27 protein-coding genes and 1 pseudogene are annotated in these 23,144 nt (G+C 60.7%); 11 read left to right on the forward strand and 17 right to left on the reverse strand.

Features of this window, described 5'->3' with window-relative positions:
* The first annotated feature begins 20 nt into the window (after window positions 1–20).
* Window positions 21–662, forward strand: coding sequence for a triose-phosphate isomerase (tpiA, locus tag U3A55_RS09415; RefSeq protein ID WP_330991249.1), 642 nt, complete (start codon window positions 21–23; stop codon window positions 660–662).
* A complete protein-coding gene (locus U3A55_RS09420; protein WP_330991250.1) occupies window positions 662–1,117 on the forward strand; it encodes a pyridoxamine 5'-phosphate oxidase family protein in 456 nt (151 codons plus the stop codon). The genes tpiA and U3A55_RS09420 overlap by 1 nt, the downstream gene beginning before the upstream one ends.
* Here U3A55_RS09420 and U3A55_RS09425 read toward each other — a convergent pair.
* Window positions 1,114–1,386 (reverse strand): hypothetical protein, encoded by a 273-nt coding sequence (locus tag U3A55_RS09425; RefSeq protein WP_330991251.1) that lies wholly within the window; start codon window positions 1,384–1,386, stop codon window positions 1,114–1,116. The genes U3A55_RS09420 and U3A55_RS09425 overlap by 4 nt on opposite strands.
* Window positions 1,383–2,552, reverse strand: a complete 1,170-nt coding sequence (gene dinB, locus U3A55_RS09430; protein WP_442978296.1) for a DNA polymerase IV — start codon at window positions 2,550–2,552, stop codon at window positions 1,383–1,385. The genes U3A55_RS09425 and dinB overlap by 4 nt, the downstream gene beginning before the upstream one ends.
* Before the next feature lie 171 nt (window positions 2,553–2,723).
* Here dinB and U3A55_RS09435 point away from each other — a divergent pair, with 171 nt between their 5' ends.
* The 3 genes from U3A55_RS09435 to U3A55_RS09445 all read left to right on the forward strand — a co-directional run bounded on the left by U3A55_RS09435 (window position 2,724) and on the right by U3A55_RS09445 (window position 5,716).
* Entirely contained in the window at window positions 2,724–3,749 is a 1,026-nt protein-coding gene (locus U3A55_RS09435; protein ID WP_330991252.1) for a tyrosine-type recombinase/integrase, read from the forward strand.
* 1,316 nt (window positions 3,750–5,065) lie between these two features.
* Window positions 5,066–5,587 carry a hypothetical protein gene (locus U3A55_RS09440; protein ID WP_330991253.1) on the forward strand — a complete coding sequence of 174 codons (522 nt, stop codon included), beginning with the start codon at window positions 5,066–5,068 and terminating at the stop codon, window positions 5,585–5,587.
* Window positions 5,588–5,593: 6 nt separating this feature from the next.
* Window positions 5,594–5,716: a hypothetical protein gene (locus tag U3A55_RS09445; protein WP_330991254.1), complete on the forward strand. Its 123-nt coding sequence runs from the start codon at window positions 5,594–5,596 to the stop codon at window positions 5,714–5,716.
* Window positions 5,717–6,974: 1,258 nt separating this feature from the next.
* On the opposite strand, the gene U3A55_RS09450 is transcribed toward U3A55_RS09445, so the two are convergent.
* Complete coding sequence (locus U3A55_RS09450) at window positions 6,975–7,382, reverse strand: hypothetical protein (protein WP_330991255.1); 408 nt, start codon at window positions 7,380–7,382, stop codon at window positions 6,975–6,977.
* Window positions 7,383–8,070: 688 nt separating this feature from the next.
* Between U3A55_RS09450 and U3A55_RS09455 the strand changes: the two genes are divergently transcribed.
* Window positions 8,071–10,113, forward strand: coding sequence for a hypothetical protein (locus U3A55_RS09455; RefSeq protein ID WP_330991256.1), 2,043 nt, complete (start codon window positions 8,071–8,073; stop codon window positions 10,111–10,113).
* Between the two features lie 51 nt (window positions 10,114–10,164).
* Here the strand turns inward: U3A55_RS09455 and U3A55_RS09460 are convergent, their stop codons facing one another.
* The 4 genes from U3A55_RS09460 to U3A55_RS09475 are packed head-to-tail and all read right to left on the reverse strand — an operon-like array spanning window position 10,165 to window position 12,398.
* Window positions 10,165–10,629 carry an SHOCT domain-containing protein gene (locus tag U3A55_RS09460; RefSeq protein ID WP_330991257.1) on the reverse strand — a complete coding sequence of 155 codons (465 nt, stop codon included), beginning with the start codon at window positions 10,627–10,629 and terminating at the stop codon, window positions 10,165–10,167.
* A 50-nt stretch (window positions 10,630–10,679) separates the two neighbouring features.
* A complete protein-coding gene (locus U3A55_RS09465; RefSeq protein WP_330991258.1) occupies window positions 10,680–12,020 on the reverse strand; it encodes a hypothetical protein in 1,341 nt (446 codons plus the stop codon).
* Window positions 12,017–12,172: a hypothetical protein gene (locus U3A55_RS09470; protein ID WP_330991259.1), complete on the reverse strand. Its 156-nt coding sequence runs from the start codon at window positions 12,170–12,172 to the stop codon at window positions 12,017–12,019. The genes U3A55_RS09465 and U3A55_RS09470 overlap by 4 nt, the downstream gene beginning before the upstream one ends.
* On the reverse strand, window positions 12,165–12,398 hold the full coding sequence (locus U3A55_RS09475; protein ID WP_330991260.1) for a hypothetical protein: 234 nt from the start codon (window positions 12,396–12,398) through the stop codon (window positions 12,165–12,167). The genes U3A55_RS09470 and U3A55_RS09475 overlap by 8 nt, the downstream gene beginning before the upstream one ends.
* Window positions 12,399–12,930: 532 nt before the next feature.
* Between U3A55_RS09475 and U3A55_RS09480 the strand changes: the two genes are divergently transcribed.
* Window positions 12,931–13,362: a hypothetical protein gene (locus U3A55_RS09480; RefSeq protein ID WP_330991261.1), complete on the forward strand. Its 432-nt coding sequence runs from the start codon at window positions 12,931–12,933 to the stop codon at window positions 13,360–13,362.
* Window positions 13,363–13,382: 20 nt separating this feature from the next.
* Here U3A55_RS09480 and U3A55_RS09485 read toward each other — a convergent pair whose 3' ends face one another.
* The gene (locus U3A55_RS09485) at window positions 13,383–13,619 is read right to left on the reverse strand and encodes a transcriptional regulator (RefSeq protein WP_330991262.1); all 237 of its coding nucleotides are present in this window, start codon (window positions 13,617–13,619) and stop codon (window positions 13,383–13,385) included.
* A gap of 164 nt (window positions 13,620–13,783) precedes the next feature.
* On the opposite strand from U3A55_RS09485, the gene U3A55_RS09490 reads away from it, so the two are divergent.
* The gene (locus tag U3A55_RS09490; RefSeq protein WP_330991263.1) at window positions 13,784–14,008 is read left to right on the forward strand and encodes a hypothetical protein; all 225 of its coding nucleotides are present in this window, start codon (window positions 13,784–13,786) and stop codon (window positions 14,006–14,008) included.
* A gap of 515 nt (window positions 14,009–14,523) precedes the next feature.
* Here the strand turns inward: U3A55_RS09490 and U3A55_RS09495 are convergent.
* The 9 genes and pseudogenes from U3A55_RS09495 to U3A55_RS09535 form a co-directional block, all read right to left on the reverse strand.
* Window positions 14,524–15,309, reverse strand: a complete 786-nt coding sequence (locus tag U3A55_RS09495; RefSeq protein WP_330991264.1) for a DUF2321 domain-containing protein — start codon at window positions 15,307–15,309, stop codon at window positions 14,524–14,526.
* Window positions 15,310–15,685: 376 nt separating this feature from the next.
* Window positions 15,686–15,847: pseudogene (locus U3A55_RS09500) on the reverse strand (Y-family DNA polymerase); the annotation flags it as partial.
* A gap of 51 nt (window positions 15,848–15,898) precedes the next feature.
* Complete coding sequence (locus tag U3A55_RS09505; protein WP_330991265.1) at window positions 15,899–16,657, reverse strand: GTP cyclohydrolase III; 759 nt, start codon at window positions 16,655–16,657, stop codon at window positions 15,899–15,901.
* A gap of 120 nt (window positions 16,658–16,777) precedes the next feature.
* The gene (locus U3A55_RS09510; RefSeq protein ID WP_330991266.1) at window positions 16,778–17,179 is read right to left on the reverse strand and encodes a MaoC family dehydratase; all 402 of its coding nucleotides are present in this window, start codon (window positions 17,177–17,179) and stop codon (window positions 16,778–16,780) included.
* A complete protein-coding gene (locus tag U3A55_RS09515) occupies window positions 17,176–17,682 on the reverse strand; it encodes an FAS1-like dehydratase domain-containing protein (RefSeq protein ID WP_330991267.1) in 507 nt (168 codons plus the stop codon). Before U3A55_RS09515 ends, U3A55_RS09510 begins: the two co-directional genes overlap by 4 nt.
* A 38-nt stretch (window positions 17,683–17,720) precedes the next feature.
* Window positions 17,721–19,208, reverse strand: coding sequence for an aldehyde dehydrogenase family protein (locus U3A55_RS09520; RefSeq protein WP_330991268.1), 1,488 nt, complete (start codon window positions 19,206–19,208; stop codon window positions 17,721–17,723).
* Window positions 19,209–19,324: 116 nt separating this feature from the next.
* Entirely contained in the window at window positions 19,325–20,077 is a 753-nt protein-coding gene (locus U3A55_RS09525; protein ID WP_330991269.1) for a DUF2270 domain-containing protein, read from the reverse strand.
* Window positions 20,077–20,625, reverse strand: coding sequence for a DsrE/DsrF/DrsH-like family protein (locus U3A55_RS09530; RefSeq protein WP_330991270.1), 549 nt, complete (start codon window positions 20,623–20,625; stop codon window positions 20,077–20,079). The genes U3A55_RS09525 and U3A55_RS09530 overlap by 1 nt, the downstream gene beginning before the upstream one ends.
* Window positions 20,622–20,861 carry a sulfurtransferase TusA family protein gene (locus U3A55_RS09535; RefSeq protein WP_330991271.1) on the reverse strand — a complete coding sequence of 80 codons (240 nt, stop codon included), beginning with the start codon at window positions 20,859–20,861 and terminating at the stop codon, window positions 20,622–20,624. Before U3A55_RS09535 ends, U3A55_RS09530 begins: the two co-directional genes overlap by 4 nt.
* Window positions 20,862–21,040: 179 nt before the next feature.
* Here U3A55_RS09535 and U3A55_RS09540 point away from each other — a divergent pair, with 179 nt between their 5' ends.
* Genes U3A55_RS09540 through U3A55_RS09550 form a run of 3 tightly spaced genes read left to right on the forward strand, consistent with a single transcriptional unit; the run spans window position 21,041 to window position 23,117 of the window.
* A complete protein-coding gene (locus U3A55_RS09540) occupies window positions 21,041–22,207 on the forward strand; it encodes an MBL fold metallo-hydrolase (RefSeq protein WP_330991272.1) in 1,167 nt (388 codons plus the stop codon).
* Window positions 22,207–22,686, forward strand: a complete 480-nt coding sequence (locus tag U3A55_RS09545) for a YeeE/YedE family protein (RefSeq protein ID WP_330991273.1) — start codon at window positions 22,207–22,209, stop codon at window positions 22,684–22,686. Before U3A55_RS09540 ends, U3A55_RS09545 begins: the two co-directional genes overlap by 1 nt.
* A complete protein-coding gene (locus U3A55_RS09550) occupies window positions 22,683–23,117 on the forward strand; it encodes a DUF6691 family protein (RefSeq protein ID WP_330991274.1) in 435 nt (144 codons plus the stop codon). Before U3A55_RS09545 ends, U3A55_RS09550 begins: the two co-directional genes overlap by 4 nt.
* Window positions 23,118–23,144: the final 27 nt, after the last annotated feature.

Here is a 23,144-nt window from a genome sequence, read left to right on the forward strand (position 1 = left end):
CCGGGTGCGCGCGTTCGGCTATGTTCGTTCTCGTGAACCTGAAGGCCTACCCCTGCGACCCCGTGGAAATCGGGACGGCAGCGGAGACGGTCGCCGCGGAGACGGGCGCGCGCATCGCGGTCGCGCCGCAGGCCGCCGACCTGCGCGCCGTCGCCGACACGGGCGTGGAGACGTGGGCGCAACACGTCAGTCCCGTCGAACACGGCAGTCACACCGGGAGCACGCTCGCCGAACGCGCGGCCGCCGCGGGCGCTGAGGGCACGCTCCTGAACCACAGCGAGCGCCGGCTCCGGCTCGCGGACATCGACGACGCGGTCGCGGCCGCCGAGCGCGCCGGCCTCGATACGGTCGTGTGCGCGAACAACCCCGCGCAGGTCGGCGCAGTCGCCCAGCTCTCGCCGGACGCGGTCGCCGTCGAACCCCCCGAACTCATCGGAACCGGAACGCCGGTGAGTCAGGCCGACCCGGACGTGGTACGCGCCGCCGTCGACGCCGCGAGCGAAGTCGGGGACGTGCCCGTCTACTGCGGCGCGGGCATCTCCACCGGCGACGACGTGGCGGCCGCCCGCGACCTCGGCGCAGAGGGCGTGCTCCTCGCGTCGGGCGTCGCGAAGGCGGACGACCCCGAAGCCGCGCTCCGCGACCTCGTCACCGACCTCTGATGAACGTCGTCGAGAACACCCTCCCGGTCGAGCTCGACGACTTTCTCGACCGCCCGCTTTTCGCGTTCCTCGGAACAGTCGCGGACGGCGACCCCCGAGTATCCCCGCTCTGGTTCCTGTGGGAGGACGACGCAGTCTGGCACATCGCCGACGACGAAAAGACCTACCCGAGCCGGATCCGCGACAACCCGGAAACGGCGCTCGCGATCGTAGACTTCGACGCCCGATCCGGCCGCGTCCAGCACGTCGGAATGCGCGGGCAGACAACCGTCGAACCACACGATCCGGATCGCGCGATCCGCCTCCTCGAACGCTACCTGGGATCCGACCTCGACGCCTGGGACGAGTCGCGGTTCCCCGAACCCGAGACGTGGGGGGACGAGATGGTGTTCCTGCGGTTCGACCCGGAAACCGTGGTCGCGCGCGACCAGTCGTACGCGCCGACCGACATCTAGGCGCGCACGACGTAGTGCGACGCCGCCTGCGCCTCCAGCACCGCTCTCTCCCGCATGTCGACAAGGTAGCCGGTCGGCGTGCGCCGGAGGTCGTGGTCGGCGTCGATTCGAACGAGGTTTCCGCGAATCTGTGCCGACGGCGGTTTCTGCGCGGCGGCGCAGTCGTAGATGGTGAGGAGTTCGTTCCCGCTCTCGGCCTCGTAGACGACAATGCGCGCGTGCCGGTCTAGCTGCCACTCGCCGTCCGACACGCGGGGCAGTTTGTTCACTCGAACTCACCCAGGCTCGCCTGTCCGCCGGGCCCGTTCGCCGTCCCCGTGTCCGGGTCGGACTCGCGTTCCCGGACGCCCGGCGGCTCCGAACTCCCCTCCCACGACCCGAGTTTCGCCTGGTCCGCGTCGGAGAAGGAGAGGTTGGAGACGCGGACGCCGACCTTCCGGACTTCCGCGTCCGCGAACTCCGCGAGCAGTTCGCGCGTCACGTCGTGCACGAGGTCAGGTTCGTCCACGGGGCCGGGGAGGCTCTTCGCGCGCGTGTTCACGTCGAACGGCGGCGTCACGACCTTGATACCGATGGTTCGGTAGAGCGCGTTCTTCCGGGTCGCGCGCTCCGCGACCGCCTCCGCGAGCGCGTCCACTCGCTCCCGAATCCGGTCGAAGTCGTCGGTCGCGCCGTCGAACGCCGACTCGCGGCTCAGGCTCTTCGGCTTCCCGCGCGGCTCCACGGGCCGCGTATCCCGGCCGTTCGCGCGCTCGTGAAGCTCCCGGCCGCGGTCGCCGAACCAGGAGACGAGTTCGTGTTTCGGCGTCTCGGCGAGGTCGCCGATGGTCTCGACGCCCTCCGCGCGCAGGTCGCGCGCCCGCACCGGACCCACGCCGTGCAACCGCGCCACGTCCAGCGGCGCGAGAAACTCTTTCACGTCGTCCGGTTGGACGACCGTGAGGCCGTCGGGCTTGTCGTGGTCGCTCGCGATCTTCGCCGTGCTCATGTTCGGCGCGACCCCGACCGACGCCGGCACCCCGACCTCGCGCGCGATGCGCTGCTTCACGTGCCGGCCGAACCCCTCCGCCACCGACCACTCCGTCCGCTCCGTGATATCGAGGTAGGCCTCGTCGATGGACACCTCCCGAACGGTGTCCGCGAGGTCGTGCAGAATCTCCTTCACCTCGTCTGCGACCGACTGGTAGTACTCCATGTCCACCGGCCGATAGTGGCCCGCGTCCGCGTCCTCGGGATTCGCGGCCGTCCGCGGCAGTCGGTCCAGCGCGCTCGTGATGGCTTGCGCGCTCTCCACGCCGTACGCCCGCGCCTCGTAGGACGCCGTCGCGACCGCCCCAGTGGTCTCACCGTCCTCGTACCCCATCCCCACCACGACTGGCTCGCCTCGAAGCTCGGGCTCCCGACGGCGCTCACACGAGGCGTAAAAGCAGTCCATGTCGACGTGCAGGACGATGCGCTCCGCGGATGTCGTACTCCCGTCGTGCGTGAATTCATCCAGAGTCAGGGGCTTTCACCCCGATTCGACGGTCTGTGTGGGTTCGAGTCTACTCGTGGGATGCGTGGATTCGTGTTTGCGGTCGCTGGCCGCTGGCTTCGGATTCCAACGATGACCGAACTCGAACCCATCACGCCACGTGAGGCGTTAGAACTGTATATAGAAGATATTGACGGGGATTTGTCCCCGAACTCCGTGCGAGCGAAACGCTACCAGCTCTCGAAGTTCGCCGAATGGTGCGAGGGCGAAGATACGGATAAACCGAGAGTGGAGAATCTCAACGAGATAACGGGACGGGACTTCACGCGATTCAAGAACTGGCGGGGTGAGGATATCTCGAAGGTGACGTTGCGGACGAACCTCTCCGCACTCCGCTCATTCATGCGGTTCTGTGTTACTGTTGACGCCGTCGACCCAGTAATTCCAGAGAAGCTCAACGTCCCCGACCTCGACCATGGTGAGAATCACAACGAGGATCACATGAGTGGCGAAGAAGCCGAGGGGATTCGGGAGTATCTTTCGACGTTCGAGTACGCGAGTATGGATCACGTCTTGTTCGTCCTGCAGTGGACGACGGGATTGCGGATGGGAGGCTTGCACTCTCTTGATGTCGGGGATTTCGACCGTGAGAACGGGGCGTTTGACGTTGTGCATCGGCCCGATCAGGGGACGCGGTTGAAGAATCGGGAGGACGGCGAACGTGTGGTGACGCTGGACGCAACCGTCACGGAGGTTGTCGCGGACTACGTCGACGTCCAGCGCGTCGCTGTTGAGGACGACTATGGCCGTGAACCGTTGTTCTCCTCGAAGTACGGCCGAATGAGCAAGCAGAACCTCAACAAGCGCGTGTATCGCTTCACGACACCCTGCTATACGAATCATGGGTGTCCAGCGGACAAAGACCCACTCGAATGCGAGCACACTGGCTCATACGACAACTACGTCCAGTGTCCACATAACCAGCGTCCGCATGCGATTCGAGCGGGTTCGATTACGTACTGGTTGCGGAATGATGCCCCGAAGAAGGCTGTAGGGGATCGTGTGAATGCGTCGATGAAGACGCTGGATCGACATTACGATGAGCGGAGTGAGGAGGAGAAGGCCGAGCAGCGGAGGGAGTTCTTCGAGGACGGCTAACGAACTCAAAGAGCTATTTTCCCATCTATCGATTCTGCAGTATCACCCGCAGAACTCTTTTTAAACTGTTGTGTGAACCGACAACTGAAATGGTGGGTCTGTCGTTTGGTGGTGTGCCACCTTGGCTTGTCCAGATACTAACCGCAGCACTGGGTGGCTTTCTCGCCTATATCTTACTGAACTGGCTTCACTCTCCCCATCTCACCGTAGCGAATGTCGCCCGTATTCCAGTAGTCGATTCAGAGGATGAAGATCCACAGTATTCGTTCCGTGTAACTGTCGCTAACATCGGAACCAGGCCTGCGGAGAATTGCGAGGGGACAATACACCTACGGGTAGCCGAGGGGGGGGTCAGTCATTCGGAGCCTAACGAACGCTCCGTGGCTTCCGACGAAGGCCGATCTCATCGTTAGTGATAACGAGCAGCACTACGTTACGACGATTCCTGCAGGACGGACACAGAAACTTGAGTTGATGCGGCAATCGCGCAATAAGAATGTGAGGTTGGACACGGGTTCGGACGGACTACGTTTCGTGAGGACCACCCCAGATGACGAAGTCCATGTCGGTGTCAAAGAATCACCCCAGATCGCCTTTTTGGCGTCATCAGGGTCGAGTCCCGATGATGTTGCGGAAACGACCTCGACGCTGGATGCTGAATCTGTAAAGAATGCTGATTGGGAGAACTGTCTGTTGACGCTCACAGTGGAAACGGAATCAGCACGACCACTCAAAGTCTCGTTCACTGTCACAGCAGGCGACGATGGGAGGATCAACGTCGAACAGGAACCCCTAAGCCGACGACGTCGACTTGGGACGCTGTTCTACAGCACGGTAAATCGTCTTCAACTTTGACTTCCCTCTCCAACCAGCTGTGAGTAACGACGGGGGTTCTTCGAGGACGACTAAGTCAATTCTCTCCATCAGTGTTGAGATGGGATTCTGTAGGAGAGCACGAGTGGTTATCCTCCGCACGGAGAAATGCTCTGGCAACTACAGCGACTCGCTCATTATCCCATTTTTCGATTCGCTCAAGTGCGGCCCGTTGTTCTTCACTAAGTGAGGTCCCTGACTCTCCACTCGTTGTTGTCTGGCTGCTTGGATCAGTCATTCTATCGTCTTATCTTTGCAGGGACGGACGGTTATTTGTTTTCGCAGTAGTCTCTTGTAGATACAAGTTGAACGGGAAGGTCGTGTTAATGAATACGTTCCATCTGTCGATTCGTTTGGTATGAAATCAAACGGCTGGAAGATAGTTCGACGAGGGCGGGGGAATATGGAAGTGGCTGGGCGGAGACGGCCCTATAGGCTGATTTATGAGCGACGAACAGCGCGATGATAGACCCGAAGTGCAGACTCCCGATGTTGAGGCACTCCGACATCTGCATGATGATACTAGGAGCGCGATAGAACGAGGGCTGGATAAACACGGAGGCCACGCCTCGAAAGCAATCAGGATGGTGCAGGTTAATGGAGTCGTTATTTCAATATTCGTTGCTGGAGTAACCCAAGTGGAGATACATCCGAATCTACACGTTTCGTTGTATCTCGGTGCTGCGCTTCTTTTCGCATCGACTCTGTTCGCGCTCAAAGCCTATAGGTCTCAGACGCTGCCAATTGGTATCTCGTTATCCGAGGTGGAGAAAATTGATCGGAATAATCTCTCGGAGACACAGTATCTATACTGGTACACGCACCAGTATTATCCTGGGACGATTGAGACCATCAAGAACGAGGTTGAACAGAGAAATCGTGAGGTCGAATATTCGATTTTCTCGTTCCTTCTCGGTATTCTCGTAATTGCCGTCGGAATTCTTATACAGTTTGTCTTGGTATAACCAGGCATGTCCGATGACGCCGATGGGTCTGACAACCATACGATGGAGGCTCTCCCCGACGAGATGACCGACGTCGATAGGGTTGAGATCGCAGCCAACGCGAGCGATGAAGACAGCGGGGAGGAATAGATTCCACTTCTGTGAATAACTCAAGGTAGCCAACTGAGTAGGCTACCACCGATCACCCTGCGGTATACCTTCTGTATAATATACTGTCCGCAGAGTTAGTTACATAGCTATGTTTTCCATTACAAAAGATATAGTCTCCCCCAGAAACGTAGTAATGTACCATAGTTCACGTAACGATAGGGGCTGGTTATGGTAACGTTCCAGTTCTGTCATGTCGCCACCTATCTTGGTTCCCTGGTAGTCAACCGTAGTAGATTGGGGAGAGTCCGATTCCCGCAGGGAGCACGTGTTTGCGGGGTAGGCCGACGTCGCGGTATGCTGGCCGTTTGTCGACCTCGGACACCAGATTCAATGGGTCCAGTGGAGCGGTTGCAGCTCCGTTGACAGCGTTCAGGGGCTTGTCTTTCCCGATGGTCTCGGGGGCGTAGTGCCGTTACTTACTATTTCATATTCCTGACTTGTAAAGGTTTGGTGGGTAAAAAGGGAGGCTGTGATACAAAATCTCTACTCCGCCTTGGTCGTCCTGCGAGCTGTCGATACGTTCAGCCCCGAATAGTATAACCACGGTACATACCCAATTGTCTCTGAGGTGGCATATAGATATTCTGCGGGCCTTCAGAGCCTCCCAAGAGGGAAGCATCCTATTGGTGCAACGAATCAGCTTAGCCAACCGCACAGCGTATGCATATGTTCTGAGAGGACTCTGTGGCTTCGACGCAGTCACCCCGACCACCACAGCCCGCCGTACCCGTTCCACCGCCGCGAAAGAACCACGCAGAACCAAGGGAATCCATGACTCTCGACGCCACCAGCGAAACGTCCAGTAATGGCGGCGAACGGACGCCCGCGCGGGCCGGGGTCACATACTTCTGTTCGCTACACTGTGGGGACGTTGCTGTGTGCATACTACAGTATCGTTGTACTATTGCTGTGTATACCATCTCCTATCGTAATTCGGGCGAGCGTCTATGCGCGTGTGCGCTCGCATAGTCTCGACGTGTCGTGTAGAATCCCCGACTATTCTGTGTAGCGGTATGGTTCTGACCCCGTGGAACCCACTCGAGAGGAGCAGGGAAGGTTACGGCACCAACTCGGTGCGGGATTGCGTACGGCCCGTTGTATTGGAAGTGGCTACAGTAATGGATGTGTGGTAATTGAGCGGTGTTTTTCACTGCCGAGATGGATACGGTATCCGTGCTTGTTCTCGGCCTGTCTGTAGTTGTATTCGGTATGAGGGTTGTCTGAGTGGTGGTTTAGGTTAGGACGTTGTCGTCGCTTTGTAGATATTGAGTGCTTGGACGTACGTCCCGTTCTTGCATCCGCTGCCGATGCACCCCTGTGGGATGGCGTCGACACGGACGCACTCCCCCTCGGGTGGATAGCCTGGTGGATCTGTGATGATGAGTGTGCCTGTATCGCCCGTAACAGTGACTGTTTTGTTGTCTTCGTCGGTGTTAGTGACGGTGCCGACGACGGCGATGCGGTTGTTGCTGTTCGTATCAATGTTCCTGATTTTGGTGGGAGAGTCAGGGCACGCTGTTTCACTGCCAGTCCCGCCTGTGCAGCCTGCGGTGAGTGCGAGTGTGGCGCTGGCGGCTGTTGCGAGTACTGTCCGCCGTTTCATAGTGTCGTCCATGCCCTCGACTTTGAATATCAGTTCTCTCACATTCGCAGGTGACAATGAGGAATAATGAAATGTGGGGAGTGACGGCACACCCCCAGTACTGCATTAGGCTTCGAGTGTGTGGACGCCGACGTGGAGTTTCGATCTCGGGAAAGGTTTGCTGTCGATGTCGTGTTCCACGCGACTCACTTCGTAAGTGAGTGAGTCCAGTTCCTCGACAGCCTCGTCGCCCGCGGTCGGCTTCGCTTCGATGGTGACGTATTGGTCGTTCTGGTGGTCGGTTTAGTGGTTTTGGGAGTGAGAGGAGTATTTAAAGGTGTATGGAGGGTCGGTGTAACCCATTATGCGGGTAAAGGAGGGGAACGTGCAGGTGAGAGGTTCTTGGAGTCGTTTTACGGGTCAGCTGGATACTGGTAAGTTGGGAGTCGATTATAGCGCGTTATACAGGTCGGCTCCACACTAGTAAGTGAGAGGCCGACGACTACAACTCCTCTTCATTCGATATGAGTCAGCGAGATACGACTATTGCCCTGAGTGACGACGAGAAGCATCGTCTGGATGAAGCAGCGCGCGAACTTTGCGGAACTATCGAAGTACCCTACGGCGAGGTGGTGAAATTGCTTACCGCCGATGTCGTCGACGGCGATGGATGCCGTCCTGAAGTGTCGACGTGATCGCGTTTCCGCCTCCCTGTATTGCTCGCAAATTTTCTGACAGCCTTTGATCTACGATGCCTGAAGAAGAACGACTGAGTCTTGTCTCCGAAGTCGAAGACGAATTCACTGATGATCTCCTCCAGCTTGAAGACCTCCTCGCGGATGTTGACGACCAGATACGTGACACTGGTCGTGGCCGTGACCACGTCAAGGTTGACGTTGAGGTAACAGGTGTGGGTGAGGCTGTCGGTGAGCTGGACGCCCTTGATGCGGGATTGGAAGCTATCGACGATGAGGTTACTGTTGATGTCGAAGCGGACACCAGTGACGTCATCAGCGACGATGTCACTGTTGATAGCCGTCTCCGTGGGAGTCAGTTCCGCAGCACGGCGACAGGCCAGCCCGTCAGCGGTGAGGATGCCATAGATGAACGGTTTAACGACATTGGTGATGCCATTGATAACGCCATCAACGACGACGTCACTGTCAACGTGGACTCGGATGTCGATGATTCGCTCAGTATGGAGGGTTTGTCTGCCACGGCGGAGGAAGCGGATGCAGTGATGGCAACGAGTGGCGGGGTCGAACATCACACGTTCTCCATCGAGAATATTGACGACTGGGGAGAGTCTGTCGAGCCGTTTCTTGACCGTGAAACGCTCGGTCGGCGCGGCGGCGAGGTGACGAACGTCGACGAGTTACTTGGCCGCGACATAGAAGACGTGGTCGACTTTGAACACGCAGTTGACCTTGCCGTTGATTCCGATAGCGAAGTCGACATGGGGACGCTTCAAGGCGTCACGTTCGGTGGGCCGAGTGAGTTCACGAACGCTATCAACGACCTTGATGACGAGGATGCGACACTGCTCGGGAGTAACACGCTTATGAAACAAATCCGTCGGCTGCGTCAGGACATGGACAGTCTCCGTCCGACGATGACGGGATTCCACAATGCAGTTGCAGCGACCATCCCGTTGATGGTTACATTAGCAGCTGCGCTTCCTGCTGCCCTCGTCGGCATTGGAGCGCTTGCGACAGCGGCATTTGGTGCTGCTGCTGTGCTTGGTGGAATCGGCGCACTCGGCTTGATGGGGATGTCGTTGCAGCAGACGGGCGAGGTGTCGATGCAGCCGATTACGAATCGGTTATCCGATGTGGCGGAGACGTACATTTCGGCGTTTGCACCGCTCGCGCATTCGTTCGCTCCTGTCATTGAGTCGGCGATTTCGAGTGTTGAGATGCTGGCTGGCCCGCTGGCTGACGCGAGTGCGGGCTTGCTGGCGTTCCGTGACGAGTTCCGAGGCCTGGTTGGGTTTGCGACGAGCGCGTTACCGTCATTCACCCAAGAAGCTCTCGCCTTCACGGCGGCGACAATGCCGTTGCTTACTGGCTTGACGGCGTTCCTCGCGAACGTCGACGTATTCGGGATACTGGCCACGCAGTTGAGTCGCGCTCTCCCCGCGTTGACGATGATCGGGGCGGCTGTGGTCGACATTCTCCCCGTGGTGATGCACCTGAGTCAGGGATTCCTCACCGTCGCTGGTGTGGTCGCGGGCGTGGTCGGCGTGTTCGCGAACCTTCTCGGTCAGTTCCCGATGTTGTTGACGGCGTTCGGAGTCGTTACGGGGGCGTTGTTCACGGTTGTCTCGGCGACGGCGTTGTGGTCGGTCGCTACGGGTGGCCTCATCGGGAGTATGGTGTCGCTTGCGTCGACGATTATTACTACCGTTCTCCCAGCGTTGACCGCGAAGATCGCGTCCCTACTCGGGGTGGCGGCAGCGTCGTGGACGGCGTACACTGCGACTGCCGCCTTACTTGGTTTGCTGTCAGTTGGGTTGATTCCTGTTGTCGCAAGTCTCGGGTCAATATTCAGCGGAGTGAGTAGTGATATCGCAAACGCACGAAAAGAACTAGAGGAGTTCGCGAAGGGGAGGAACGCGTTGAACGCGGACGTACCGACGAGTGGACGAACACCTACTTCCCAGGCAGGTAACGTCTACCGCGATCACTCAACAACAGTCATCAACGCAGGTAGTCGGGATGACGCGGCCCGACAACAGTACAGCAACCAGTATGAGCGCAGAGAACACATCAACGCAGTCTTTGGAAGTGGCTGATTCGGGGAGCCATTGAGCATCTCGTCAGTATTGTTCAGCCTGTGAGCTGTATCAATTGTCTTCGAGCCGTCGTCGCTTTTTCTCGTATTCGTCTTCGCTGATTTCGCCGCGGGCATACCGTCGATTCAGTATTTTGACTGGATCGTCGCCCGTAGTAGTATCAAATTGAGTAGATACATCTCTGCCTTGAATCTCGGCGTCACCTCTGTACTTCTCAAGTTCGTCGCGTAGTTCGGGGAAGGTGTCGTTGCCTGCGTTGAACGTAATCTCGTATTTTCCCTGGTGGATGTCGCTGTCACTGCTTTCGACGCCGCTTGGCATGAGTTTCAGTTTCCCTGGCCGAATCCGCCCTGGCGACATGTATTCGATGTTCCCCAGTTCGCGGAGCGGAATCATGTTCGTCTTTGTTCCTGTGCGTAGCGGTTCGAGGAAGCGGTGTTCATCGATCTCGACACGGTCGGTGTAGAGGCGGATGGTGCCGTCCGCGCCCTCGGCTTCGAGTATCAGTCCACCCATACCCACAAATGACAACCAACGATGATGAAATGCGGGGCCAGCGACATCTATCACGCCCCCTCTGATTGCCACGAATCAATAATCTCGATATCGGCAAGCGAGTCCGTATGAATCCCAACGTTCAACGACGTCTCTGAAAGCCCGCTTGCTCGAACCTGATGGTGGACGCGACTTACTTCGTACGTCAGTGAGTCCATGTCCGTGAGTGCGTATTCGTCGACGGTTGGTTTCGCTTCGATAGTATCATAGGGCGTAATGGGACTGCGAAGGAGTGTTTGCATGTCGCCTGCGGTTGTCTCGTCTATCGCTGATTTCAGGCGTTTCCGTGCTTCGTTCACGGCTTCCTGTTTCGTCATCGCGTCACTGAGCCGATGAGGTTCAGCATGCAGTTCGACACCACCTGCACGTTCGTAGAGTGTCTGGTGGCGGGCTTTCACGGCGACGAGCTGGGTGCCACGTTCGTTGTACGTGTACGTATCCGTGTCTTGGACGGAGCGTTTCGCGGGTGCTTTGACGATAAGGGTGTTGACGGGTTTGAGTTCGCTGAGTGCGTCATTGTTCACTATCTGTGTGTTGCCATCGAGATAGTGGGCGCGATGAGTGTGGGTTGTTGGTTGGTTGGTGGTGACGAGTCGGGCACCGTTTGGGGTGGGTTCGAACCAGATGTATAGGTTCAGTTTCTCCGCCAGCCAGTCGAGGATGTCGGATAGTGTGTGCTTACCGTACTGGAACGTCTTATATGAGGAGACTGTGTCGAGGTCGTCAGCAATCGACCGATTCCCATCAGGCGTATCTGGGTCGTTCGGATTGTATCGTTCCGCGTAGGTGTCGCCGCGATTGTATTCATCTTCCGTAGGCTCATCGCCTGCCCCTTGCTGTACGGATCTGTGTGAAGCGTCGTACGTAATCGGAACGTGGAGTTTGTCGTTAAGACGGTCAGCGACGTATCTCAGGATGTCTTTGACGTTGATGCCGTTAAAATTCTTGCTGGCGGGGACATCATCGAGACGGTGGCCTAGGCCTTCAGCCCGCCATTTCCACCACTGTGGCCCGCCATCTGCTGCGTTCCCAACACCAGTGATGATTCCGCGAAAGGTGGGGTAGAAGGCGTGTGTGGTGTGGTCGCGGATGTCGACGCGGATGGTGTCGAAGTTCGTTTGTTGGTTTGGTGCGTGTGTGTTGAAGGCGGTGAGCCAGTCTGTGCCGTCTTTCCGTGAGGGAAAGTATCCTTCTGCGTATCGTGTAACGTCCAGTGGGCCTTCTTTGCGGACGTGCAAGTCAACATCACCAGTCGGGATACGCACTCCATTCACGTAGACACGGCTTGGTGTTGTGTCGTCGCTCTCGGGGTACGGCACCCAGTCCGAGAGTGGGGATGTAGCTGTGCTCATCTGTCTCTCCCTGTGTCGAGTTTGCTTTTGTCGATCCGTCCGAGCGGCCCGTTCTCCCCGACAATCATGCCGTTTTGGAGGACTGCGGCGTCGTCGGGGACATCGTCGGGGTCGTAGACGGGGAGGGTGTCGCGGTCGTCAGAGTTACTCATTGTCATCACCGCCTGTGTAGACCCATGATTTCTCTCCTTTTTCTTCGAAGTCCTCGGCGTACTGTTCGATATATTCTCGGTTGAACATTGAGAGTGCGGTTGTTGCGGGTTGGGTGATGTCGTCGGGATGGTTGGCGGCGACGTGGCGAGCGATTTCTTCGAAGTTTGCGATGACGCGGGCGTCGGCAGTGATCTTCGATGTGGTGTGCGTTACTGAGGTATCCATCAATTGACTGTATCTCTTGTTTTCGGGGTGTCGGTTGCGTCAGTCTCGTGGAGGTAGTCCCGAGCGAGAGTTCCTATAACGTGCCCGTAAGGGTGTTCAGTTGAACCAAACCGTTCCTTCGTGATGTCGACAAGGAGCTGTTTTCCTCGTCACTTAGCACAACAGGGTTATTCCTCGCAGTCATTCCCACCACCACTGTTTATTACCTTTGGTAATAAATCTTTCCCACAATATGTCCAATGGGAATGAATCGGCTGAAAAACTGGAGGTCGCGCGGCAAAATTCTGTGAGCGCGACCGAGGGTAGTCGGGAAGGGAGCCTACTCAAATCGTGACGGTGGGGAGATATCCCTGATAGCGTGGCATTTTTTCGAGACGTGGGGACGCCCTCCCCAGGGATCGGTGGATTTGAGGGTAGACTATTTTTGACCCCGCCTCCCTGGGGGTGTCTTGCTAGGTTCAGCACTCGCGGCAATGCTCCACTAAGTGCACACAAAAACCTAAATTTCCTCTATAGGAAAAGTACTAAGGGGATGGCACTGCTGGATTCAGATGCAATGGTTGGGCAACCTATTGCAGACGGCGGCGAGGTAGCGAAGTCAGAACACCAATCAACCGCGCAAGCCATCGTTGAGCGGGCGCGTAGCCTCGATACGCGTAGTGACCGTGTGCGTCTCATCCACGACGTAGTTAACGAGGGAGGCATCCGCAATTTAGAGTTCTCCTCGATGATGTTCACCGCGGAGGTACTGTCAGTGGCTTGGCTGCCGCCAGAGTCCCGTGGTTCCGAGATGGAGACGAGCGAAGTATTCGTCCTGCTGGAAGAAGAAGTTCGCTTCGAGGGCCTTGGTGAGGGAGTCGTTCGTTTCGGGATTACGGCTGATGGAGAGACGAACGAGATCAAGCGTGTGAATGTGTCGCGGCAGTTGTCGGCAACGAGTCAGCGCGAAGCTACAACCACATAATTGCAGCATTTTTCGGTTGTTTAGTCGGGTAGTGTCCAGACGAGTGTCCGCCCGATTTTTTCGGCTGTGACCTTTTCCTGTTCGCGTAGTTGTCGAAGCCGATAGTCGGCTGTTCGGCGCTTGCAGCCGACTGCCTCTGCAATGTCGCTTGTGCCCTTGTGGCCGTTCTTAATGGCCTGCAAGAAGTCTTCGTCGGAATATTGTTCATTCGGGGCCGCCTCTCTGTGACGCTCGGATTCAGTGTTATCGTCGTCCACGGTTGGTTGTTTGTGTGTCCGCGTAAAGTAAGTTTCCGCCAAAGGAATTTCCTATAAAGGAATACTATTATGTGGTTCGTGGGTGAAGAGAGTAGTGACTCACTGCGTATTGTGCTTTGCAGAAAGCGCCCCACTGGAATGGGACGCAGTGGGTTGGGCAACCCATGCAAGAGTACATTCAGACAAACCTTGAGAGTTCCGCTACGACTGAGGAAATGGACACCGTCGTCGGTGTCGGCGATGACTGCGAGATTAGTGAGGATAGCGACGACGAGGACGAGACGGATGAACGGCCTGATGACTGTATGTGTGACGAACTACGCGCCGAGACGGGCTTGGGGTGTTGGCCGTGCTATCGGGAGGGGTTTGAGACGGTAGCCTCCGAGTAGTAATTGAGATAGCGGTTTCTTCTCGCGGTGAGTGGATTGGGTCATCGAGAGCGGGTCGGACGGCTCTGTGGTTGTTCTCTCGCTTGCATGGTGGCACAGAGAGGGCTCGCTCACTCAAAGGGGTATCGTGCGTAGATGTTAACCAACGAAGATGGTGTGAGGGAGGGTGGTGTTGGTTAAGCTGGTACTGTGAGGAATGCAGGTTGAGAGAGCGGCACTACGGTAGTAATGGTCTATGGGTTGTGCGAGAGTTTCCCGCCCCCACGTTTGATGTGTGGCTGACCTCATAATGGCGTGAAGTGGTTCACGTGGGCTAAACCCCGAGGCACTGGTGCGCCGCGTATCTGTTTCGACGGTGAGAAAGTACCACTCTAACCAATCCCCCACTCTTGACGCCAAGCGAGCGCGTCGAGCGCGGGACGCACAGCGGTCACGTCGCCTATGGCGACTGACCGCGAGCACCGCGGGCCGACCGCTCGCGTACTGTCCCCTTCATCACGGGATAGGCCTCAATATCAGCGATTTCTGTGAGCTGTTTTCGCCTCGTTGCGGAGACGGAAGAGGACTTTCACAACACTCGTTGCTGTCTCCGATTTTTCTGTGACGTTTTCCTGAGTGGGATGTTCCTCTATCGAATGTGCGGACGCATCCCCGTGATACTTCATTTCTTCTATAGCTTTGAAGAAGTCTTCCTCGATGGAAGCGTATCGCTGTAGTTCGGATTGTTTCTCCTTCATATTGTCAACTAAGACGCTTAGAGAGTGAATACGCCCTTCTTCCTGATCGTAGAATAGTTCGAGAGCATTCATCCCAAAGGCGGCCCGTAAGGAGTCTGCGATGAGATTCTCGATGAGTTTTCGGTTCAGGACTAAGGCTGCTTGATCGGCTTTGACCTTGTAACAGAGGTTGATTTCGTAGATTAGTCCTGGGTAGAAGTGACCGTCAATGTCTGCGTCATCGAGTTGGATGAATTCGCTGTCTCGCTGTTTTTCTGACTCGACGGTCGTGGTCCACGGGAATGATTCACCACAGGTAGAGCAAAAGGAGGGAATTAAGCCCTCACTCGGAGAATCTGTATACGGAATCTCTCCCCGAATGGTAGCTCCGCAATCGGTGCATTGGGTTAGGATTTGACCGCCACAGTCTGGACAGTAGTTCTGTGTAATTGAGTAATCGGGGTTCTGTATCGTAGTCGCTGTGATCGACGAGTTGACATCCATCTCCTCAATTGCTGCTTTGTCGTATTCTTCGGAGTCAATCAGGTGGCCTGATGAGCAGACAGCGAAGACGTAATCGGTCATATACAATGGCCGATGTGTCCCGACCAGTATTGATTTTCGCCTACTACTTCAGTCAGTGGGGAAAGGTCGAGGGCAAAATTGGAATGTTGTGTATACGTGGTGCACGAGGAGAGTCGGATAATGTTGCTGGTACCCTCGATGGTACCAATCGCTCCTACGTTCGATTATAGCGAAGTCACGGACGGCAGTCCGCTTCGACACGACTACGCACCAAGCGAATGGATTCGCATCGACATAGACCGATGATTCACGGGGCGACTTCACGGATGAGGCGACGGCGATTCCCGCGTTGGATAGCGCCAACTGTCTCCCCGTTTTCGACACGTCACGAAGTGATGGTGTCGAAATCGGCAGTCCGAGTAATCGGACTGACGGCCTCGTACCCCATCCCCACCACGACTGGCTCGCCTCGAAGCTCGGGCTCCCGACGGCGCTCACACGAGGCGTAAAAGCAGTCCATGTCGACGTGGAGGACGATGCGCTCCGCGGGGTCGGGCGCACCCGGCAGGCGGTCGCCGCGGCCGCCACGCTCGCTCATACGCGGGAGAAGGGAGAGAGCGGGCTAAACGGTGTTGGTACCGGAGTGAAACTAGTCGTACTCGACGACGGTGCCTTCCTCGCGGCAGACTTCGAGGGCGTGTTTCGCGCCCATGCCGGCGTCGTGAGCGGTCGCACCGCGGGCGACGCCGACTTTGAGGTCGACGCCGGTGTCGTCGCGGACGGCGTCGATGGCGTCGCGGTAGGCGGGGTCGTCCATCGCGGGGCAGACGGCGATGATGTTGTCGCCGCCGACGAAGAAGGAGAGCGAGTCGTGCGCCGTGTGCATGTGCCGCATGAGGCTGGCGTACGCCTGTTCGATGTGGATGAACGTGGAGTAGGCGTCGAGTTCGTCGGTGTACTCGCCGGTGGCGTCGTTCACGTCGAAGTGCGCGATTTGCACGTCGTCGTCGCTGCGCTCGTCGTCCTCCAGTGGTGCGCCGAGCAGGGCTTCCGTCCGGGATTCGTCCTGTGCGCTCCCCTCCTCCTGAAGGCGGGCGGTGGCGTGCCCGAGTGCGTCCGCGGGGCTGGGTGCGGCGGCGGTGGAGAGGCTGACGGTGACGGGGTAGCGGTTCCGGATGGACTCCTGGATGCGCGCGTGGTCTTCGGCGTCGACGCCGTTCGTCACGGCGACCATGTTGTCGAAGCGCGTGAAGAAGACGTAGCCGTCGCGCGTGCCGAACAGCTGGGAGAGGTCGGCGTAGAGCCGGGACTGGAGCGTTTGAAGGTCGACCTCCCGCCGGGGGTTCGGGGTGACGGTCCACGGGCCGTAGTTGTCGAGTTGGACGAGAGTGATCTGCGTGTTCGTCACGATACGCGGAGTTCGGCGCGCCCCGCGTTTATCGGTTTTGGGTTGCGTCTCACGTATGTTAGTGGGGGTCGGGTCGACGGTTGCCGGCGTCCACGCCGTCCACGCCTGGATGCTCGGGGCTTAGAGCACCGCGACGGCGCCGCCGTCCACCACGCGGTCGCCGTCGTCGTTCGTGACGACGAGGTCGGCCTCGACGCGCGTTCCGTCCGCCGTCTCCTCGACGGCCGTGATTTCGAGCCTCGTGGTGAGGGTGTCGCCCGGCCACACTTGTGCAACGAATCGCGTGTCGTACTCGCGGAGGGCCGCGAGGCCGAACGTCTCCCGGACGAGGCCGGACGCGACGCCCGCGGTGAACATCCCCTGCCCGAACACCGACGGGTAGCCCGCGTCACGGGCGTGCGGGTCGTCGTAGTGAATCGGGTTGAAGTCGCCGCTCGCGCCCGCGTACCGCACGAAGTCCTCGCGGGTCACGTCCTCGGTGACGCGCTCGAACGTGTCGCCGACCGCGAACGACTCCGTCATTCCGACTCACCCTGAATGGCGCGCCCGGTCTCGATGCGGGTGTTGTAGTCCGCGAGCACGTGACTCCCGGACTCGTCGGTGAAGTCCGTGCGGAGGACGGCGAACGTCATCGTTCCGCCGCCCCGGCCCTCGCGCTGGTAGACCTCCGTGAGCGTGGTGTCGCCGGTGAGCGTGTCCCCGACGTAGAGCGGGCGCTCGTACTCGTAGCGCTGTTCGCCGTGCACGACCCGCGCGCGGTCAAACCCGAGGTCGAACCCGAGGGTGTGGTCGATGTCGTCCGGGCGGTACCGAGGGAAAAACGAGGTCCGGGCGAACGTCGGCGGCGCGGGAATCGCGTCGTAGCCCGCGTCGCGCGCGGCCTGCTCGTCCAGATAGACCTCGTCGGGGTCGTCGATGGCGCGCGCGAACTCCGCGACCTTCCCGCGCTCGACGTGGAAGTCCTCGACCGTTCGGTGCGTGTCGCCGACCTGGGCTTCGAGGTCGGCGAGTGGAAGCGATGGCACGCACCGAACTCCGCGGACCCTCAGCAAAAAAGATGGGGTTAGAAGGGGTACTCGCGGGCCTCGCGCTGGAGGCTGATCCACTTCGGCTCCGTGATCTCCTCGAGGAACGCGTCGCTGTTGTACGTCCCGATACCGGACGCGCCGATACCGCTGAACGGCACGTGCGCCTCGTCGTTGATGGACTGGTCGTTCACGTGCACGTTCCCGGTCTCGATGCGCTCGGCGATCTCCTTCCCGGTCTGGAGGTCGCCGGCGTGCACGCTCCCGGAGAGGCCGTACTCGGTGTCGTTCGCGAGTTCGACGGCCTCGTCGATGTCGCTGAAGGGGATGACGGGCGCGATGGGGCCGAAGTGCTCGTTCGCCGCGACCGGCATGTCGTTCGTCACGTCGGAGAGCACGGTCGGCTTCACGACGAGTGAGTCCTCGACTTCGTCGAGGTCGGCGGTCTCGCCGCCGGTTTCGAGGGTCGCGCCCTCACTGATGGACTCGTTCACGTACCCGAGCATCTCGTCGCGCTGGCTCTCGTCGATGATGGGGCCGACGACGGTCTCGTCGGTATGCGCGCTCCCGACCGGGAGGTCTTCGGCGCGCTCCGCGAGTCGCTCGACGTACTCGTCGTACACGTCCTCGTGGACGAGGTGGCGGTTAATGGAGATGCAGACCTGGCCCTGATGGACGAACGTGCCGAAGGTACCGCCGTCGAGCGCGCGCTCGAGGTCGGCGTCCGCGGTGACGATGTGTGCGTTATTCCCGCCGAGTTCCATCGCGGGCACGGCGAGGTTCTCCGCGGCGGTCGCGGCGACCCGCCGCCCGACCGACGTGGACCCGGTGAACGCGACCACGTCGCTGACCGGGTGGCCGGCGACCCGGTCGCCGATTTCGGAGCCCTCACCCACGACGACGTTCAGCACGCCGTTCGGCAGCCCCGCCTCCTCGAACAGTTTCGCGAACAGGAGGCCGCCCGTGATGGGCGTGTTCGTCGCGGGCTTCAGGACGACCGTGTTCCCGGACGCGATGGCGGGCGCGACCGCGCGCATCGAGAGGTTCAGCGGGAAGTTCCACGGACTGATGACCGTCACCGTCCCCTTCGGCTCCCGTTGTACGATGTTCTCCTTCCCCGGGATGTTGGAGTTCGCGTGCTCGCCCTTCGTCCGCCGCGGGAGCGTCGCCGCCTCCGCCGCGTGGTCGGACGCGATCTGTATCGACGTTTCGCCCATGATGGGCGACCCGCCGGCCTCGTGCGCCAGCAGGTCGATTATTTCGTCCTCGTGCGCGTGCAGGGCGTCGAGGAAGTCCTGCACGACCTGCTCGCGTCGCGCGGGCGGCGCGTCCGCCCACTCCGCCTGCGCGGCCTCGGCGGCCTCGTAGGCGGCGTCCACGTCCGCCTCGACCGCCGCGGGCACCTCGGCGACCGTCTCGCGCGTCGAAGGGTCTTCGACCGCGATGGTGTCGCCGCTCTCGCTCTCCACCCACTCCCCGTCAATGAAGAGGTCGCTCCAGTCGGCGTCGATAGCGTACTCGGACATCTGTACTCGGTAGTTGGCGTGGCGGACACATAGGCGGGCGTTAACGGGCGAGGAAGACTGAAACCCGCATCTTCAAACGGGAAGCCGGAAGTAGCGGCGAAGCGTGTCGTAGCCGCCTACTCCCGCCGGAGGTCTTCGGTGCGGAGTTCGCCCTTCGCCCGCCACGTCCGCGGGCGGAGCGCGACCGCGAACGCCCCGACGTAGAACGCGGCGACGACGGCGACGACGACCAGTCCGGGTATCATTCCGACGCTCGCGGTCTCCACCCACGACTCGGGGGTGAACGCGGAGATGCGGACGAGCCACGCCGCAAGGAGCACGCAGAACAGCGGGAGGTACACCCGCCGCAGGCGGTGCGCGACCGCCTCCTCGGCACTGATTTTCACGGTGGGTTCGCGGTAGTCCGCCGCGAGCACCGCGCGCCAGTCGTCGTCCACGTGCCCGCGCTCGGGGTCGAGACCGGGCGACCAGACGTTCTCCTGGAGGAGGCGGACGCGCGTCCGCCAGATCTCGTAGCCGCGGTAGCGTCGGGCTTCCATCACGAGGAAGACGGCGAGCGCGGCGACGCCGATGAGGATGAGGTAGTGGGGGTTGTCGCGGCCCGAGAACGACCACGTGAGGATGGCGGCCATCACGACGACCGCCCAGTTCGTCGTCTTGTCGAGGCGCTCGCGCCAGTACTTCATCCGGTGGACTTCCCCCCGGTAGAGGTGCGCCATCGCCGAGCTCGGCCCCATCTCCTCGTCCAGCAATCCCTCGCCGACGGCCGGGTCGGCGCGCGTACCGGGGTCGGGTTTGCCGGTAGCGGGGTCGTGCGCGTCGGGCGTGCGGTCGGTGTGGTCGGTCGGGTCGGATGAGCGGTCGGTCATCAGACGAGGAGTTGCACGTCGGCGTCGGCCATGTCCGCGAGCGCGGTCGCCGCGCCCACGCCCGCCGTGACGCCGTCGTAGAATTCGTCTTCGCTGTAGTCGAGGAGGTCCATCGTCATCTGGCAGGCCTGGAATTCGACGCCGAGGTCGAGGCCGGTTTCGACGAGTTCGGGGACGCTCGCGGTGTCGTTCTCCGCGATGCGTTTTCGCATCATCCGGGTGGTGAGTCGGTCCATCCCGGGGAGCGCGCCGACGACGTTCGGGACGCGCATCGCGGGGTTGCCGACCGCGCTCAGTCCGAGGTCGCGCGAGCGCTCCTCGTGGAGTACGTCCAGCCCCCAGAACGTGTGGAACACCGTCACGTCGTAGTCGAACGCGGCCGCGGTGGTTGCGAGGATGAGCGGCGGGTACGCCATGTCGAGCGTGCCCTTCGTCGCCACGATGGTCATCGACGCCCCGTCGTCCTCGGTCTCGGTGTCGTCGAGACGGGCTTCGAGGTCGTCGACGCGCGCGGCGAGTTCCGCCCGCGTGGGGGCGTCGTCGGTCATTCGGTCACCCGGACGTGGTGTGTGATGACGTCGTCCTCGTCCTGTGCGAGGAGTTCGACGCCCGGTGTGTTCTCGGCCCAGCCCGCGATGTCGCTCACGCTCCCGGGGTCGGTCGCCAGCACTTCGAGGACGCTCCCGGCGTCGAGCGCGTCAGCGCGCTGTTTCGTCTTCACGACCGGCATCGGGCAGTTCTCTCCCTGCACGTCGAGCGTCTCGGTGACGTCGTAGTCGGACATTGTCTTGCTCTCGACGCACAATATCGAACCCGCAGATAAAAACCAATCGATAGTATTGCGGTAGTAGTACAATATAGATTTCTAGTAGAGATGTAAGGGAGACTTTCGGACGTTAGTATTGTGCGTATCTCTCACTACTACCCGAAGCCTTATTCTCGCGTGGCCGGTACGATGGAGTGATGTTGGACGAGGAGACCATCGCGGCCGCCGATGCGCCGGCGGTCGCGCCCGACGACCTGTACGAGCGCATCGAACGCGACGAACGCGTCTTCGTGCTCGACGTGCGCGCGGCGAGCGACCACGAGGAGTGGACGCTCGGCGGCGACGCCGTGGACACCCTGAACCACCCCTACTTCGACCTGCTCGACGGCGTTCCCGACGGCCTGCACGACGCCCTGCCGGACGACCGCGAAATCGTCGTCGTGTGCGCGAAAGGGAAGTCGAGCGTCGTCATTGCGGACACGCTCCGGGACGCCGGGTACGACGCCTCGTACCTCGACGACGGGATGCGAGGCTGGGCGCGCGTCTACCGCGCGGTCGAACTCGACCACGACGGCGACGCCACGATTCTCCAGTACCGCCGGCCGTCCTCGGGGTGTCTCGCCTACCTCGTCGTCTCCGACGGCGAGGCCGCGGTCGTCGACCCGCTCCGCGCGTTCACTGACCGATACGTCGCGGACGCCACCGCGTACGGCGCAGACCTCGCGTACGCCCTGGACACGCACGTCCACGCCGACCACGTCTCCGGAATTCGCGACCTCGCCGCCGAGACCGACGCTGACGCGGTGCTCCCCGGACCGGCGGCCGCACGCGGCGTCCAATACGACACCGCGTACGAGACAGTCGCAGACGGCGACCGACTGCCCGTCGGCAACACGACTATCGAAGTCGTGCACACGCCCGGGCACACGACCGGAATGACCACGTACGCCGTCGAGGGGGTGCTCCTCACCGGCGACGGCCTGTTCACGGAGAGCGTCGCGCGACCCGACCTCGAAGACCCGGACGCCGCCCGCGACGCCGCCGCGACCCTCCACGATTCCCTCACGGCCGTGCTGTCGTCCTTCCCGGACGACACCGTGGTCGCGCCCGCCCACTACGGCGACGCCGCCACCCCCAACGCCGACGGCTCGTACACCGCGACGCTCGCCGACCTCGCGGCCTCGCTCCCGCTGTTGTCGCTCGACCGACCGACGTTCGTGGAGCGCGTCGCCTCCGATATGCCGCCGCGGCCCGCGAACCACGAACGCATCATCGCGACCAACCTCGGCCGGGAGGCCGCGAGCGACGAGGAGGCGTTCACGCTCGAACTCGGTCCGAACAACTGCGCCGCGAGCGCCGACTGATGGCGGGCCTCGAACTGTTCCCGCGCGGCGTCCTCCCCTACCTCGCGGGCGGCGTCCTCATCGGCGTCGGCACGGCGTTCATCTACCTCACCACGGGCATCCTCGCGGGCGCGAGCACGTTCCTCGAAACCACGCTCTCCTACGTCTCCGAGCGCTCGCGCTTCCAGCAGGCGAAGTACGTCACCTCCCGTGACTGGCGGGTGGTGTTCACGCTCGGCATCGTCGCTGGCGCGGCCGTCTGGGGGTTCGCGCTCGCCCCCGACACGGGCGCGTGGACGACCGACGTGCAGCCCTGGCGACTCCTCGGCGGTGGCGTTCTGGTCGGTATCGGCACCCGCCTCGGAAAGGGCTGCACGAGCGGTCACGGCATCTGCGGCGTCGGCTCCCTCTCGAACGCCTCGTTCGCGAACGTCGCGACGTTCATGGCGTTCGCCATCGGCACCGCGCAAGTCGTGAGCGCGCTCGGGGTGACGCCGTGAGCTCACGCGACCCCGAGCGCTCGCCCGCCCTGCTCGCCGCCGTGTTCGCGGGCGGCCTCCTGTTCGGCCTCGGCCTCGCCGTCAGTGGGATGGCGCGCCCCGAAGTCGTCCTCGACTTCCTCCAGTTCGAGGACTTCGGCCTCCTGTTCGTCATGGGCGGCGCGGCCGGCGTGACCCTGGTAACGTTCGCCGTCGCCACGCGCGCCCTCGACCGCGCACCCCTCACCAGCCGCGCCTACACCCGGCGCTTGAAGTCGTTCGACCGGAACGTCGTCATCGGCGGCGTCGTCTTCGGCGTCGGCTGGGGAATTTCCGGCATCTGTCCAGGCGCCGCGTACGCCAGTCTCGGAATCGGTAACCTCCCCATCCTCTGGGGACTTATCGGGATGTTCGCGGGCGCGTACGTCCACGGAGTCTGGCGGTCTACCTGAATCATGCGAACGCTTTTGGGCGAACAC

The sequence above is a fragment of the Salarchaeum sp. III genome, from assembly GCF_036418315.1.
GTDB lineage: Archaea > Halobacteriota > Halobacteria > Halobacteriales > Halobacteriaceae > Salarchaeum.